At 60.9% G+C, this 14,696-nt stretch carries 12 protein-coding genes and 1 pseudogene; 10 read left to right on the top strand and 3 right to left on the bottom strand.

Features of this window, described 5'->3' with window-relative positions:
* The first annotated feature begins 155 nt into the window (after positions 1-155).
* From rpoZ to AB4O41_RS17650, 4 genes are read left to right on the top strand one after another with little or no spacing between them, the layout of a single operon-like run.
* Complete coding sequence (rpoZ, locus tag AB4O41_RS17665) at positions 156-419, top strand: DNA-directed RNA polymerase subunit omega (protein ID WP_007894670.1); 264 nt, start codon at positions 156-158, stop codon at positions 417-419.
* A gap of 57 nt (positions 420-476) precedes the next feature.
* Positions 477-2,582 carry a bifunctional GTP diphosphokinase/guanosine-3',5'-bis pyrophosphate 3'-pyrophosphohydrolase gene (gene spoT, locus AB4O41_RS17660; protein ID WP_007934594.1) on the top strand — a complete coding sequence of 702 codons (2,106 nt, stop codon included), beginning with the start codon at positions 477-479 and terminating at the stop codon, positions 2,580-2,582.
* Between the two features lie 23 nt (positions 2,583-2,605).
* Complete coding sequence (locus AB4O41_RS17655) at positions 2,606-2,986, top strand: RidA family protein (RefSeq protein WP_003229509.1); 381 nt, start codon at positions 2,606-2,608, stop codon at positions 2,984-2,986.
* Between the two features lie 57 nt (positions 2,987-3,043).
* Positions 3,044-3,784, top strand: coding sequence for a hypothetical protein (locus tag AB4O41_RS17650; RefSeq protein ID WP_460144110.1), 741 nt, complete (start codon positions 3,044-3,046; stop codon positions 3,782-3,784).
* Between the two features lie 136 nt (positions 3,785-3,920).
* Here the strand turns inward: AB4O41_RS17650 and AB4O41_RS17645 are convergent, their stop codons facing one another.
* Positions 3,921-4,778, bottom strand: coding sequence for an SDR family oxidoreductase (locus AB4O41_RS17645; protein ID WP_460144109.1), 858 nt, complete (start codon positions 4,776-4,778; stop codon positions 3,921-3,923).
* 189 nt (positions 4,779-4,967) lie between these two features.
* On the opposite strand from AB4O41_RS17645, the gene exbB reads away from it, so the two are divergent.
* From exbB to AB4O41_RS17615, 6 genes are all read left to right on the top strand, one after another.
* Positions 4,968-5,921 carry a tonB-system energizer ExbB gene (gene exbB, locus AB4O41_RS17640; RefSeq protein ID WP_460144108.1) on the top strand — a complete coding sequence of 318 codons (954 nt, stop codon included), beginning with the start codon at positions 4,968-4,970 and terminating at the stop codon, positions 5,919-5,921.
* A 6-nt stretch (positions 5,922-5,927) separates the two neighbouring features.
* Positions 5,928-6,356: a TonB system transport protein ExbD gene (gene exbD, locus AB4O41_RS17635; RefSeq protein WP_038980717.1), complete on the top strand. Its 429-nt coding sequence runs from the start codon at positions 5,928-5,930 to the stop codon at positions 6,354-6,356.
* Positions 6,353-7,099 (top strand): energy transducer TonB family protein, encoded by a 747-nt coding sequence (locus AB4O41_RS17630; protein ID WP_460144107.1) that lies wholly within the window; start codon positions 6,353-6,355, stop codon positions 7,097-7,099. The genes exbD and AB4O41_RS17630 overlap by 4 nt, the downstream gene beginning before the upstream one ends.
* 275 nt (positions 7,100-7,374) lie before the next feature.
* A complete protein-coding gene (locus AB4O41_RS17625; RefSeq protein WP_008007618.1) occupies positions 7,375-8,304 on the top strand; it encodes a hydrogen peroxide-inducible genes activator in 930 nt (309 codons plus the stop codon).
* A gap of 9 nt (positions 8,305-8,313) precedes the next feature.
* Positions 8,314-10,389, top strand: a complete 2,076-nt coding sequence (gene recG / locus AB4O41_RS17620) for an ATP-dependent DNA helicase RecG (protein WP_460144106.1) — start codon at positions 8,314-8,316, stop codon at positions 10,387-10,389.
* A gap of 78 nt (positions 10,390-10,467) precedes the next feature.
* On the top strand, positions 10,468-11,868 hold the full coding sequence (locus tag AB4O41_RS17615; RefSeq protein ID WP_460144105.1) for an aminoacyl-tRNA deacylase and HDOD domain-containing protein: 1,401 nt from the start codon (positions 10,468-10,470) through the stop codon (positions 11,866-11,868).
* A gap of 327 nt (positions 11,869-12,195) precedes the next feature.
* Here AB4O41_RS17615 and AB4O41_RS17610 read toward each other — a convergent pair whose 3' ends face one another.
* Complete coding sequence (locus AB4O41_RS17610) at positions 12,196-12,579, bottom strand: helicase (RefSeq protein WP_460144104.1); 384 nt, start codon at positions 12,577-12,579, stop codon at positions 12,196-12,198.
* A 148-nt stretch (positions 12,580-12,727) separates the two neighbouring features.
* A pseudogene (locus AB4O41_RS17605) lies at positions 12,728-14,689 on the bottom strand (type VI secretion system Vgr family protein); the annotation flags it as partial.
* Positions 14,690-14,696: the final 7 nt, after the last annotated feature.

Here is a 14,696-nt window from a genome sequence, read left to right as displayed (position 1 = left end):
AAAACCGCTGTAAGGGCTTTACATTGGCACTTATAGCGCGTCGAAGAGCCTGGTCAAAAAATCAGCGCTTCCCTAATCGCTGGTGATTTTTTAAACTGTTGAGTCCGCTCGCCCACCCGGGCAGCGCGCATATTGCATTCGCTCCGAGGAATACCATGGCCCGCGTAACCGTTGAAGACTGCCTGAACCACGTGGAAAACCGTTTTGAACTGGTCATGCTGTCCACCAAGCGTGCCCGTCAACTGGCCACCGGCGGCAAAGAGCCCCTGGTTCAGTGGGAAAACGACAAGCCTACTGTTGTAGCGCTGCGTGAAATCGCCGAAGGCCTGATGAGCTACGAGTTCATCGCCAACGCAGAAATCGTCGAAGACGAACCGCTGTTCGCAGCGTTCGAGGACGAGTCCAACGAGGCAGTATAAGCCTATGCCTGGTCGACGTAGCACGGCGCGGGGTCACAACGAACGGCAGGAATTATCATGCCGAGCATAGACGCCCTCGCCGATCGCTTATCGACCTACCTCGGCAAGGACCAGGTCAACCTGGTCCGCCGAGCGTACTTCTACGCCGAACAAGCCCACGATGGCCAACGCCGTCGCAGCGGTGAGGCGTACGTCACGCACCCACTCGCGGTTGCGAATATTCTTGCCGACATGCATATGGACCATCAGAGCCTGATGGCGGCCATGCTGCATGACGTGATCGAAGACACCGGTATTGCCAAGGAAGCGCTGCAAGCGCAGTTCGGCGAAACCGTGGCCGAACTGGTCGATGGGGTCAGCAAACTGACCCAGATGAACTTCGAGACCAAAGCCGAAGCCCAGGCCGAAAATTTCCAGAAAATGGCCATGGCCATGGCGCGCGATATTCGCGTGATCCTGGTCAAGCTGGCCGACCGCCTGCACAACATGCGCACCCTGGAAGTGCTGTCCGGCGAAAAGCGCCGGCGGATTGCCAAGGAAACCCTGGAAATCTATGCGCCCATCGCCAACCGGCTGGGCATGCACGCCATTCGCATAGAGTTCGAAGACCTCGGCTTCAAGGCCATGCACCCGATGCGTTCCGCGCGGATCAACCAGGCGGTCAAACGCGCCCGGGGCAACCGCAAGGAAATCGTCAACAAGATCGAAGAATCCCTCAGCCACTGCCTGGCCATCGATGGCATTCAGGGCGAGGTCAGCGGTCGCCAGAAACACCTCTACGGCATCTACAAGAAAATGCGCGGCAAGCGTCGGGCCTTCAACGAGATCATGGACGTCTACGCGTTCCGGATCATCGTCGACAAGGTCGATACCTGCTACCGCGTGCTGGGCGCTGTACATAATTTGTACAAACCGTTGCCGGGTCGCTTCAAGGATTACATCGCGATCCCCAAGGCCAACGGCTACCAGTCGTTGCACACCACGCTGTTCGGCATGCACGGTGTACCGATCGAGATCCAGATCCGCACCCGTGAAATGGAAGAGATGGCCAATAACGGCATCGCCGCCCATTGGCTGTACAAGTCCAGCGGCGACGAGCAGCCCAAAGGCACTCACGCCCGCGCCCGCCAGTGGGTCAAAGGCGTGCTGGAAATGCAGCAACGGGCCGGCAACTCGCTGGAATTCATCGAAAGCGTGAAGATTGACCTGTTCCCGGACGAGGTCTACGTGTTCACGCCCAAAGGCCGGATCATGGAGCTGCCCAAAGGCTCCACGGCGGTCGACTTCGCTTACGCGGTGCACACCGACGTGGGCAACAGTTGCATCGCCTGCCGAATCAATCGTCGTCTCGCGCCGCTGTCCGAACCGCTGCAAAGCGGCTCCACGGTCGAGATTGTCAGCGCCCCGGGCGCGCGGCCGAATCCGGCATGGCTCAACTTCGTGGTCACCGGCAAAGCGCGGACGCACATTCGTCATGCGCTGAAACTGCAACGCCGTTCCGAGTCCATTAGCCTCGGCGAACGCCTGCTGAACAAGGTACTCAACGGTTTCGACAGTTCCCTGGAAAAAGTCCCGGCCGAGCGCGTCCAGTTGATGCTCCACGAATACCGCCTCGAACTGATCGAAGACCTGCTCGAAGACATTGGCTTGGGCAATCGCATGGCTTACGTGGTCGCCCGTCGCCTGCTTGGCGAAGGCGAGCAATTGCCAAGCCCGGAAGGCCCGCTGGCGATTCGTGGCACCGAAGGTCTGGTACTCAGTTACGCCAAGTGCTGCACGCCGATCCCGGGCGACCCGATTGTCGGCCACCTCTCCGCCGGCAAAGGGATGGTGGTGCACCTGGACAACTGCCGCAACATCAGCGAAATCCGCCACAACCCGGAAAAATGCATCCAGCTCTCGTGGGCCAAGGATGTCACCGGCGAATTCAACGTCGAGCTGCGCGTCGAACTGGAACATCAGCGCGGTCTGATCGCCCTGCTGGCCAGCAGCGTCAACGCGGCCGACGGCAATATCGAAAAAATCAGCATGGACGAACGCGACGGTCGTATCAGCGTGGTCCAACTGGTGGTCAGCGTGCACGACCGCGTGCATCTGGCCCGCGTGATCAAGAAACTGCGCGCCTTGACCGGGGTGATTCGCATCACCCGCATGCGCGCGTAGCCCCCCATTACAAGGAGTCATTCATGACCAAGACTGTTATCACCAGCGACAAGGCCCCGGCCGCCATCGGTACTTATTCCCAGGCGATCAAGGCTGGCAACACCGTTTACATGTCGGGTCAGATTCCTCTGGACCCAAAAACCATGGAGCTGGTTGAAGGCTTCGAAGCACAGACCGTCCAGGTGTTCGAGAACCTCAAAGCCGTGGCTGAAGCGGCCGGTGGTTCGTTCAAGGACATCGTCAAACTGAACATCTTCCTCACCGACCTGAGCCACTTCGCCAAGGTCAACGAGATCATGGGCAAGTACTTCGACCAACCTTACCCAGCCCGCGCCGCCATCGGCGTAGCAGCCCTGCCAAAGGGCTCGCAGGTTGAAATGGATGCCATTCTGGTCATCGAGTAATGTGTCCGGTGCAGCCCGCTAAAGGCTGCGCCGATCTTGTTTTGAAAGGATTCCACCATGCGCCAAGCGCTAGCTCTCTCGCTGGTCGCCCTTCTCTTGGGCGGTTGTGCCAGCGACCCTGCCGACCGCGATATCAGCGGCACCTGGATCAATCAGTCGGCAATCGATGCTGCATCCAAAGGCGGCCCCCTGCGGGAAGCGCTTCAGGCCTATGGCCCGAATCTGGAATGGGACGTCAACACCCGAGCCGGTCAGGCCCGCTACACCAATGGTTTTGAAAATGTCGAAGGCAAGCTGCTGGGCGAAGAGTCCGGCGCCTGGAAAGTCGACTTTTATGGCAGCTCCGCCAGCGAGCTGAAGCGTGATGGCAAGCAACTGAGCCAGGCCGCCAACGACAACGAGCCGGAGCAAGTCTTCGACCGTGCAGCGGTCCCGGTGCCGGAAGGCGCACCGATTGGGGCGAGTTTCGAGCGGGCGCTATATTCGGCTTACATGGGCGGCAGCTGGAAAATTCTCAGCGGCCCCGGCGAAGGCAATACCGTGCAGTTCCAGGCCGACGGCCAGGTTGCCGGCCTGCCCGGTGCGGATCGTTATGCCCTATGCCTGGCGGGCGATTGCGCATCGATGAGCGGCGGCAACGACAACATCTGGCTGCAGGTAAACGGCCAGGGCAATACCTGGATCTTTGCGCGCAAGGGCAAGGAACTGGAGATCTTCCAGACGGTGAATACCGCACTGGCGGACGAGATGCCTTCGTTTACGCCGGGTGATCGCAAATGGTTGCTGGAAAAGCAGTAACCCGGTTCTGAAACCGCTAAAGACCCCATGTGGGAGCGAGCCTGCTCGCGATGAGGCCATAACATTCAACATCATCGCTGACTGTTAAGCCGCCATCGCGAGCAGGCTCGCTCCCACAGTTGTTTTGGGGGCGTAGTCAGCAGCGGCCTTCGAGGATCGCGGCATAGCCTTCGCGGAAACTCGGATACTTCGGCACCCAACCCAACGCCTTCGCCCGGGCATTGCTGCAGCGCTTGCTGCCGGCACGACGCACACTCGCATCCTCGGCCCATTCGGTCACGCCCAAATACTCACGCAACCAGCCCACCACCTCCGCCAATGACGCGGGCGCATCGTCGACGCCTATATAGTCATCATCCAGCGTCACCCCACGCCGATCTGCCTCAAGCAAAAACGCCAGCAAACCCGCCGCGTCATCGACGTGAATGCGGTTGGCATACAACGGTGGATCGATCGCCACGCGATAACCGCGACGGACCTGGGTCAGCAGCCATTCTCGGCCGGGACCATAAATGCCGGTCAGGCGCACGATGCTGGCCGGAATGCCGCTATCACGCGCCACTTGCTCGGCTTCCAGCATCACACGCCCTGAATAGCCAGCCGCCACGGTCGGCGAGTTCTCGTCGACCCACTCGCCCTCTTGCTGGCCGTAAACGCTGCTGCTGGAAACGAATAGCAGCCGATTGGGCACTTGCCCGTAGTCGCCCAGCCATTCCAGCACGTGCTGCAAACCCTGAATATAAGCGGCTCGGTATCCGGCCTCATCGTGATCGGTAGCCGCCGCGCAATACACCAGGTAATCCACCGCTCCGATTGGCCAGGTCGCCGGGCAGTCTTTATTGAACAAGTCACCGGCAACGCCAATCACCCCTTGGGGCAGGCGTGAAACATCACGCCGCAAGCCGTGAACCTCCCACCCCGAATTCAACAATTGCCTGGCCAGGCGACTGCCGACATCACCGCAGCCGGCGATCAAAACAGATGGCGCGGACATCAGAAAACTCCTATCGGAAAGCTACAGACTAGCGCCGGCAAAGGACACGCGGCTAGCAATGAAGGAAAAAAAGATACTCTATTACTTTTGTTAACAAGAATTACTTGCAATAATGCACGCCACTTTTGTTCTCGGCCTCACGAGGCCTGGAAGAACATTTACCGTCTTTTCCTCTCAGGTCCGGCCAGCATGACACGCAATCAATTCCCCGCTTCGCCAACCAAACGACCTCGCGCCTGGAGCGCGGTGGCCGCCCTGCTGCTCAGCCTGATGCTGGCGCCGACCGCCACCTTCGCCGACGCACAAGCGCCGGTCACACAGCCTGCTGCCGCTCAAACACCCGCTGCACCTGCCGTGACACCTGCCGCGACCGATCCGGTCCAGGCCGTAGACGCCGCTGACGTGCCGGAAGTACTCGAAGCCGACAACACCTTGGGCATGGCCCATGACTTGTCGCCGTGGGGCATGTACCAGAACGCCGACATCATCGTGAAGATCGTGATGATCGGCCTGGCCATCGCCTCAATCATCACCTGGACCATCTGGATCGCCAAGGGCTTCGAGTTGATGGGCGCCAAGCGTCGTCTGCGCACTGAAATCGTTCACCTGAAAAAAGCCGCCACCCTTAAAGAAGCCAGCGCCACGGCAGCCAAGCAAGGCACCCTCGCCAACCTGCTGGTCCACGACGCGCTGGAAGAAATGCGCCTGTCGGCCAACAGCCGCGAGAAGGAAGGCATCAAGGAACGCGTGAGCTTCCGCCTCGAGCGCCTGGTCGCTGCGTGCGGTCGTAACATGAGCAGCGGCACCGGCGTACTCGCCACCATCGGTTCCACCGCGCCATTTGTCGGTCTGTTCGGTACCGTATGGGGCATCATGAACAGCTTCATCGGCATCGCCAAAACCCAGACCACCAACCTCGCCGTCGTGGCCCCCGGCATCGCCGAAGCCCTGCTGGCAACCGCGCTGGGTCTGGTTGCAGCGATTCCTGCGGTGGTCATCTACAACGTCTTCGCCCGCTCAATCGCCGGTTACAAGGCGCAAGTGTCCGATGCCTCGGCAGAAGTCCTGCTGCTGGTCAGCCGTGATCTCGACCACCTGCCGACCGAGCGCAGCTCGCAACCGCACATGGTGAAAGTGGGGTAATCGGCCATGGGCCTGCATTTGAAAGAAGGCGCAGACGACGATCTGGCCGAGAACCACGAAATCAACGTCACGCCGTTCATCGACGTGATGCTGGTGCTGTTGATCATCTTCATGGTGGCAGCGCCGCTGGCCACCGTGGACATCAAGGTCGACCTGCCTGCTTCCACCGCCAAACCGGCGCCGCGACCAGAGAAACCGGTGTTCCTCAGCGTGAAAGCTGACCAGCGCCTGTTCCTCGGCGAAGACGAAGTGAAGGCCGAGACCCTCGGCGCCACACTCGACGCCAAGACCAAGGGCAAGAAAGACACGACGATCTTCTTCCAGGCCGATAAAGGCGTGGACTACGGCGACTTGATGAGCGTGATGGACGCCCTGCGCGCCGCCGGCTATCTGAAGGTCGGCCTGGTCGGACTCGAGACGGCAGCCAAGAAATGATCAACACGCGCCAAAAGCTGACGCGTTACAGCGGGAGCCTGGCCGTGGTGCTGGGCGTCCATGCGCTGGCCATTGCGCTCGCGCTGAACTGGACGTCGCGCTCGCCGATCGAGCTGCCGCCGCAAGCGATGATGGTCGAGCTGGCGCCGGTTCCGGCGCCGCCACCGCCCGCACCGCCGAAGGTGATCACGCCGCCACAACCTCCGACCCCGGTGGAGGAGCTGCCACTGCCGAAACTCGCTGAAGCGCCGAAGGCTGAGATTGCTGTGCCGAAACCGGTCAAACCCAAGCCGAAGCCTCAACCGCCCAAGCCTGTGGAGAAAAAGCCGGAACCGCCGAAGGAAAAGCCTTCCGAGGAAAAACCGAGCGACGCGCAGCCGACCCAGGCGCCGACGGAGAAATCCGCTCAGCCGGCACCCGGTCCATCGCCGGCGCAGCAAGCTGCCAAGGCCAGCTGGCAAGGCACCCTGCTCGCGCACTTGGCCAAGTACAAAAAGTACCCGGCCAGCGCACAGCAGCGGGGCAAGGAAGGTTTGAACCGTCTGCGCTTCGTGGTCGATGCTGAAGGCAATGTGCTGTCGTTCGAACTGGTGGGCCGCTCCGGCAACGCCGATCTGGACCGGGCCACCCTGGAAATGATCCGCCGCGCCCAACCGCTGCCCAAGCCACCGGCCGACATGCTGAACAACGGCTCCATCGAAATCGTTGCACCGTTTGTTTACTCGCTGGAACGCCGCCGTTAAGACACCGCCGAACCAATGTGGGAGCGGGCTTGCTCGCGAAGAGGCCATGACATTCAACCTCTATGTTGACTGTCACACCGCTTTCGCGAGCAAGCCCGCTCCCACAGGTTCTGCGGCGGCTACAAAACCTATGAAAGGCACCGAAAGGTGCCTTTTTGTATATCTGGAAGCGCCAAACCCGCATTGCCCTGTGTCACTCAGCACACTCAGTCTGATAACGTGCGTCTATCGATTGCAGCCGGTATGCTTGGCCCGCAACTTCATGGACGCTTGCTATGACTCTCACAGAATTACGCTACATCGTTACCCTCGCCCAAGAGCAGCACTTCGGCCACGCGGCCGAGCGTTGCCACGTCAGCCAGCCGACCTTGTCGGTGGGCGTGAAAAAGCTTGAAGACGAACTCGGTGTGCTGATTTTCGAGCGCAGCAAGAGCGCCGTGCGCCTGACGCCGGTCGGCGAAGGCATTGTCGCCCAGGCGCAGAAAGTCCTGGAACAGGCCCAAGGCATCCGCGAACTGGCCCAGGCCGGCAAGAACCAGCTGACCGCGCCGCTGAAAGTCGGCGCGATCTACACCGTCGGCCCCTACCTGTTCCCGCACCTGATTCCACAACTGCACCGGGTCGCCCCGCAGATGCCGTTGTATATCGAAGAAAACTTCACCCACGTGCTGCGCGACAAACTGCGCAACGGCGAGCTCGACGCGATCATCATCGCCCTGCCGTTCAACGAAGCCGACGTACTGACCTTGCAGCTCTACGACGAGCCGTTCTACGTCTTGATGCCGGCCCAGCACCCGTGGACCCAAAAAGAATCCATCGACGCCGCCCTGCTCAACGACAAGAGCCTGCTGCTGCTCGGCGAAGGCCACTGCTTCCGCGATCAAGTGCTGGAAGCCTGCCCGACCCTGGCCAAAGGCAACGACGGCGCCAAACACACCACGGTGGAATCCAGCTCGCTGGAAACCATTCGCCACATGGTCGCGTCCGGCCTGGGTATTTCGATCCTGCCGCTATCGGCGGTGGACAGCCATCACTACGCTCCCGGCGTGATCGAAGTTCGCCCATTGAGCGCGCCAGTGCCGTTCCGCACCGTCGCCATCGCCTGGCGCGCGAGCTTCCCGCGGCCAAAGGCGATTGAAATTCTCGCCGACTCCATTCGCCTGTGCTCGGTGGCCAAGCCGCCAGCGCCGGTGGTGGCCGGTTAAGTCGCTACCATGACCGAGTTGTCGCAAGTGTCGGTGACGGCACTCAAGGGTGTCGGCGAAGCCATGGCCGAGAAACTGGCCAAGGTCGGCCTGGAGAATCTCCAGGACGTGCTGTTCCACCTGCCGCTGCGTTATCAGGACCGCACCCGCGTGGTCCCGATCGGCCATTTGCGACCCGGGCAAGACGCCGTGATCGAAGGCACCGTCAGCGGCGCCGACGTGGTCATGGGCCGGCGACGTAGTTTGGTTGTCCGCTTGCAGGACGGCACCGGCGGGCTCAGCCTGCGCTTCTACCATTTCAGCAACGCCCAGAAAGAAGGCCTCAAACGCGGCACGCGCATTCGCTGCTACGGCGAAGCGCGGCCCGGTGCGTCGGGGCTGGAGATCTACCACCCGGAATACCGCGCCATCACCGGCGACGAGCCGCCGCCGGTGGATGAAACCCTGACCCCGGTCTACCCGCTCACCGAAGGCCTGACACAGCAGCGTTTGCGCCAACTGTGCATGCAAACCCTGACCCTGCTCGGCCCCAGCAGCCTGCCCGACTGGCTGCCGACCGAACTGGCCCGGGACTATCAACTGGCGCCGCTGGCCGATGCAATCCGTTACCTGCATCACCCGCCCGCCGATGCCGATGTCGACGAGCTCGCCCTCGGTCATCACTGGGCGCAGCATCGGCTGGCATTCGAAGAACTGCTGACCCATCAATTGTCTCAGCAGCGCCTGCGCGAGAGCATGCGCTCCCTGCGTGCCCCGGCGATGCCAAAAGCCACGAAGCTGCCCGCTCTGTATTTGGCCAACCTCGGCTTCACGCCGACCGGCGCCCAGCAACGGGTCGGCAACGAAATCGCTTACGACCTCAGTCAGCACGAACCCATGCTGCGGCTGATTCAGGGCGACGTGGGCGCCGGCAAAACCGTGGTCGCTGCCCTCGCCGCATTGCAAGCGCTGGAGGCCGGTTATCAGGTCGCATTGATGGCGCCCACAGAGATTCTCGCCGAGCAGCATTTCATCACCTTCAAACGCTGGCTCGAGCCACTGGGCATCGAAGTCGCGTGGCTGGCCGGCAAGCTCAAGGGCAAAAATCGCGTGGCCGCGCTGGAGCAAATCGCCAGCGGTACGCCAATGGTGGTCGGCACCCACGCGCTGTTTCAGGAAGAAGTGCAGTTCAAGAACCTGGCGCTGGCGATCATCGACGAACAGCACCGCTTCGGCGTGCAGCAGCGCTTGGCATTGCGGCAGAAAGGCGTCGGTGGGCGGATGTGTCCGCACCAGCTGATCATGACCGCCACGCCGATTCCCCGGACGTTGGCCATGAGTGCCTACGCCGACCTCGACACCTCGATCCTCGACGAACTGCCGCCCGGCCGTACGCCTGTAAACACGGTGCTGGTCACCGATACCCGGCGCGTCGAAGTGATCGAACGGGTGCGCGGCGCCTGTGCCGAAGGGCGTCAGGCCTATTGGGTGTGCACGCTGATCGAAGAGTCTGAAGAGCTGACCTGTCAGGCCGCCGAAACTACTTTTGAAGACCTCACCGCCGCCCTCGGCGAGTTGAAGGTCGGGCTGATCCACGGCCGCATGAAGCCCGCCGAGAAAGCCGCCGTCATGGCCGAGTTCAAAATGGGCAACCTGCAACTGCTGGTCGCCACCACGGTGATCGAAGTCGGCGTCGACGTGCCCAACGCCAGCCTGATGATCATCGAAAACCCTGAACGCCTCGGCCTCGCGCAGCTACACCAATTGCGTGGCCGCGTCGGCCGGGGCAGCGCCGTCAGCCATTGCGTGCTGCTTTACCATCCTCCGCTGTCGCAGATCGGTCGTCAGCGGCTGGGCATCATGCGTGAAACCAACGACGGTTTTATCATCGCTGAAAAAGACCTCGAACTGCGCGGCCCCGGCGAAATGCTCGGCACGCGCCAGACCGGCCTGCTGCAATTCAAGGTCGCAGACCTGATGCGCGACGCCGATTTGCTGCCCGCCGTACGCGACGCCGCTCAAGCCTTGCTCGAGCGCTGGCCGGATCACGTCAGCCCACTGCTCGACCGCTGGCTACGCCATGGGCAGCAATACGGCCAAGTGTGAGCACTGTCGCAGTTTCTGGGCCCTGGCTTTAAACAAGCTGGTTATACTCCTGCAATTGTTTGAAAACGGATACAGACCATGACAGAAGCTGCCCTCGCCCCCGAAACCCCGCACGCTCCGTCTGTTATTCGGCTGCTGCTCGACAAGCAGGGCATCGCCTACGAGGAAGTCCTCGACCATCACGGCCTGAACGCCGCGCGTAAAGTGCAGGCAGTTCTGCTGGACGATGCCGTCGGCACGCTCATGGTGCTGTTCCCCCAGAACCAATTGCTGGACCTCAACCGCCTCGCCGAACTCACTGGCCGCCGGTTGACTGCTGTACCCACCGAACGCCAGGTAAAGATGCTCGGCAAACACAGCCTGAGCCTGCTGCCCGGCCTGCCGGCACTCACCAGCTCGCCGTGCCTGTATGAAGAAAGCCTGCTGCGCGAACCGACGTTGCTGATCAACCCGGGTGAGCCGGGCGTGCTGCTGAAAATCTCCAGCGACGATTTCAAAACCATGCTGACCAAGGCCAGCGCCGGCAATTTCGGCGAAGCCGTGCACAGCATCCGCCCGAACCTCGACCGCCCCGACGATGACCGCGAGGAAATCACCCAGGCCGTGCAAGCGTTCACCGCGCGGCGCATCCAGCAACGTTTGGAAGAGACCATCGAGATTCCGCCGCTGGCCGAGACCGCGCAGAAAATCATCAAGCTGCGCGTCGACCCCAACGCCACCATCGACGACATCACCGGAGTGGTGGAAACCGACCCGGCCTTGGCCGCACAAGTCGTCAGTTGGGCAGCGTCACCGTACTACGCCTCGCCGGGCAAGATTCGTTCAGTGGAAGACGCCATCGTCCGCGTGCTGGGTTTCGACCTGGTGATCAACCTGGCGCTGGGTCTGGCCCTGGGCAAAACCCTGAGCCTGCCCAAAGACCACCCGCAACACACCACACCGTACTGGCAGCAATCGATCTACACCGCCGCCGTCATCGAAGGCCTGACCCGCGCCATGCCCCGCGCCCAGCGCCCGGAAGCCGGCCTGACTTACCTCGCCGGCCTGCTGCACAACTTCGGCTACTTGCTGCTGGCTCACGTGTTTCCGCCACACTTCTCGCTGATCTGCCGCCACCTGGAGGTCAACCCGCACCTGTGCCACAGCTACGTGGAACAACACCTGCTGGGCATCAGCCGCGAACAGATCGGCTCATGGCTGATGCGCTACTGGGACATGCCGGAAGAACTGGCCACTGCCCTGCGCTTCCAGCACGACCCAGGCTACGACGGCGACTACGCCGAATACCCGAACCTTGTGTGCCTGGCCGTGCGTTTGCTGCGCAGTCGCGGCATTGGGTCTGGGCCGGATGAAGACATCCCGGATGCATTGCTGGAGCGTGTGGGTTTGACGCGTGACAAAGCCAATGACGTCGTCAGCAAAGTGCTTGAAGCCGAAGTGCTGCTGCGCGAACTGGCCTCGCAATTCAGCCAAGCCTAAAAGCTTCGCGAGCAGGCTCGCTCCCACAAGGATCACCTAAATCCCTGTGGGAGCGAGCCTGCTCGCGATGAATCCAACTCGGTTTACCTGACCACCTCAAACCTGAGCCCCGCTATGATAGAGAAAAGGCGTTCTCAGCAAGTCTGAAATCCTGGCGCTTCAAGGGCGCTATCTTCGGGAAAGGCGCACACAGAAACAAAGCGCATGACTTTTGATCCGTTCAGCGACTTAGAGGCCAGCCACTCGACGCCCACGAGCCCCCAGAGTCGGATGACTGAAGAGGCGAGCTCGCTCTCTCACAGATCCCGGCGAGCTACTTGAAGGACCTCAAGCTTTCGGCTTGACCTTCCTCGGCTTCAAATACTTGGTCAACCCCTGAAACCAGATCACCAGTGCCGGGTTGCCCTTGATCTGAATCGACTTGTCCTGAATCCCCGTCATAAACGCCAACTGCTTGTTCTTCGCCTGCATCGTGGCAAAGCCATACGCCGCGTCCTTGAACGCAATCGCAAACGCCGGCTCGGCATACACGCCCGACTTGCTGGTAATGCGCTGGTCCTTCACAAAGAAATGCCGCGCCACTTTCCCGTCCTGGGTCTGTAATTGGAATACAAGCTCCTTGTCACCCAACTGCTGCTGAAACGCAGGATTAGTCCGACTGGCCTTACCCATCAACCAGCCCAGCATCCACAAAAGAAAACGAAATTTCATGCGCACAGCCTCAAAAGAAAAATGAACGGCCGGCGCAGTGTAGCCGCTTCAAGCCAGAACGCCACCATCGGGTTGCGTTAGAAGAAGATGAGCCGCTTTTCCAGCATGATGACTGCCAAGTCATGGTTTCCCCGTCTCCAACTTAATCGTTCCCACGCTCCGCGTCATACCCACCCCCCGGCAACACCGGCGGTTCAATCCCAATCCCGGTCCCCGAGCCCGCCGACCCACCCGCATTAATCTTCACCATCGGCCCAACCACGGTAACCCCACCCGCATCGAGTTTGATGAAGCTTCCGCCTGCTTTTACTGTCAGTTCCATCCCTGCTTCGATGACGATTGTGTCCCCAGCCTTGAGGTGAATCTCTTTCCCAACACTGGTCAGCTGCGCAGTTCCCAACTTCACATGCTGGTTCTGCCCAATCATAAGGTGATCATCCACCCGCACTTCAGTCTTGCGGTCGGCGATGGTGGTCCGATGTTCCTCAGCCTTCAGCTCGGTGTACGTGTTCTTCTCAACGGTGTCGTGGCGCTCATTCCCCACCCGAATCTTCTGGTCATGCTCTATGTTTTCATCCCAATCTCGCTGGGCATGGATGAAGATCTGCTCTGCCCCTTTCTTGTCTTCAATCCGCAGTTCATTGAACCCACCGCCCCCCGGTGAGCTGAGGGTTTTGAACACCGTGCGGGTTTTGTTCGCCGGCAGTTCGTACGGAACCTGGTTTTCCTTGTGGTACAGGCAACCGGTCACCAGCGGTTGGTCGGGGTCGCCTTCGAGGAAGGTGACGAGTACTTCCATGCCAATACGCGGAATGGCGATGGCGCCATAACGGTCGTCAGCCCAACTGGAAGAAACGCGCATCCAGCAGCTGGTTTTGTCATCCGCCAAACCTTCGCGGTCCCAGTGGAATTGCACTTTGATGCGGCCATATTGGTCGCAGTGGATTTCTTCGCCTTTGGGGCCGGTGACCATGGCGGTCTGGCTGCCGAGCACGCGGGGTTTCGGGTGTTCCAGGGCCGGGCGGTAGAACACGGCCCATGGGGTGGCGAGGAAGCGGTTGCGATAGCCTTGGTGGAAGTCGTCTTTGTTGTCGGTGGTGTCGCTGGTCACGGACTCTTCGAGCACTTGCGGCTGTTTGCCTTCGTGGACGACTTCGGTGAGCAGCCAGAGGTCGTTCCACTCGGTGCGCGGGTGGTCGGACATTTCCAGGAAGTGGCCGCTGACTAGGGTGGTCTGGTCGCCATGGCCTTCGGCTTGCTGGTAGTCGGCGCGGTGGCGTTCGAGGGCGCGTTGGCTGAGGAGTTTGCCGCGCGCGCGGTCGAGGAAGCGGCCGGGGTAGTCGTAGTCTTCCAGGTCTGGTTCGGTGCTTTCGCCGTCGGGTTTGTACGCGGCTTCAAGTCGCAGGTTGGGCTTTTCGAAGTCGTAGTCGCGGCGCGTGACGCAGCCGGTGCGGGTTTCCAGGCGCAGTTTGAAGCCTTTGATCACTGGCTCGTCGGCGACCATGCCGCTGCCTTGCACATAGGCGGTGGGCTGGCCGAGTTTCGGAAACACCGTTTGATCGTCACCGAAGACCAATAAATGACCTTTGGAGGTGTGCTGGAAGTGGTAGTGAATGCCTTCTTCTTCGCACAGGCGCTGGACGAAGTGCAGGTCGGTTTCATCGTATTGCACGCAGTAGTCGCGGTCCGGGCACGGAGTGCTCAGCTGGAAGCGGTAGGCGTTGCCCTTGATGCCATGTTCTTCGAGGATCAGCGCGATGATTTTCGGCGCCGACATCTGCTGGTAGATGCGCTGATTGGTGCGGTGATGCAGGTATTGCAGGTGCGGCACCAGGGAGACTTTGTAGCGGGTCAGGCGCCTGCCGGCATCGCCTTGGCCGACGCGGTAGATCTGGCCGTGGATGCCGGAGCCCTTCGGGTCAAATGCGAGGAACGCCTGTTTGTGCAGGAGCTTTTCCAGGTCCAGGTCCGGGTTTTCGCTGACCAGTTCCAGGTCGAAGCGATACGGCTGGCTGATGCCTTCAGTGCCGGTGAACGACAACACATGCAGGTCGCCGACATAGTCTTCGACTGTGAGGCTGAAGTGCGTTTCGTTAGCTGAGTTGAACATTGCTTGC

Source organism: Pseudomonas sp. S2_A02 (assembly GCF_054668495.1).
This window is presented reverse-complemented; position numbering and strand designations above follow the sequence as displayed.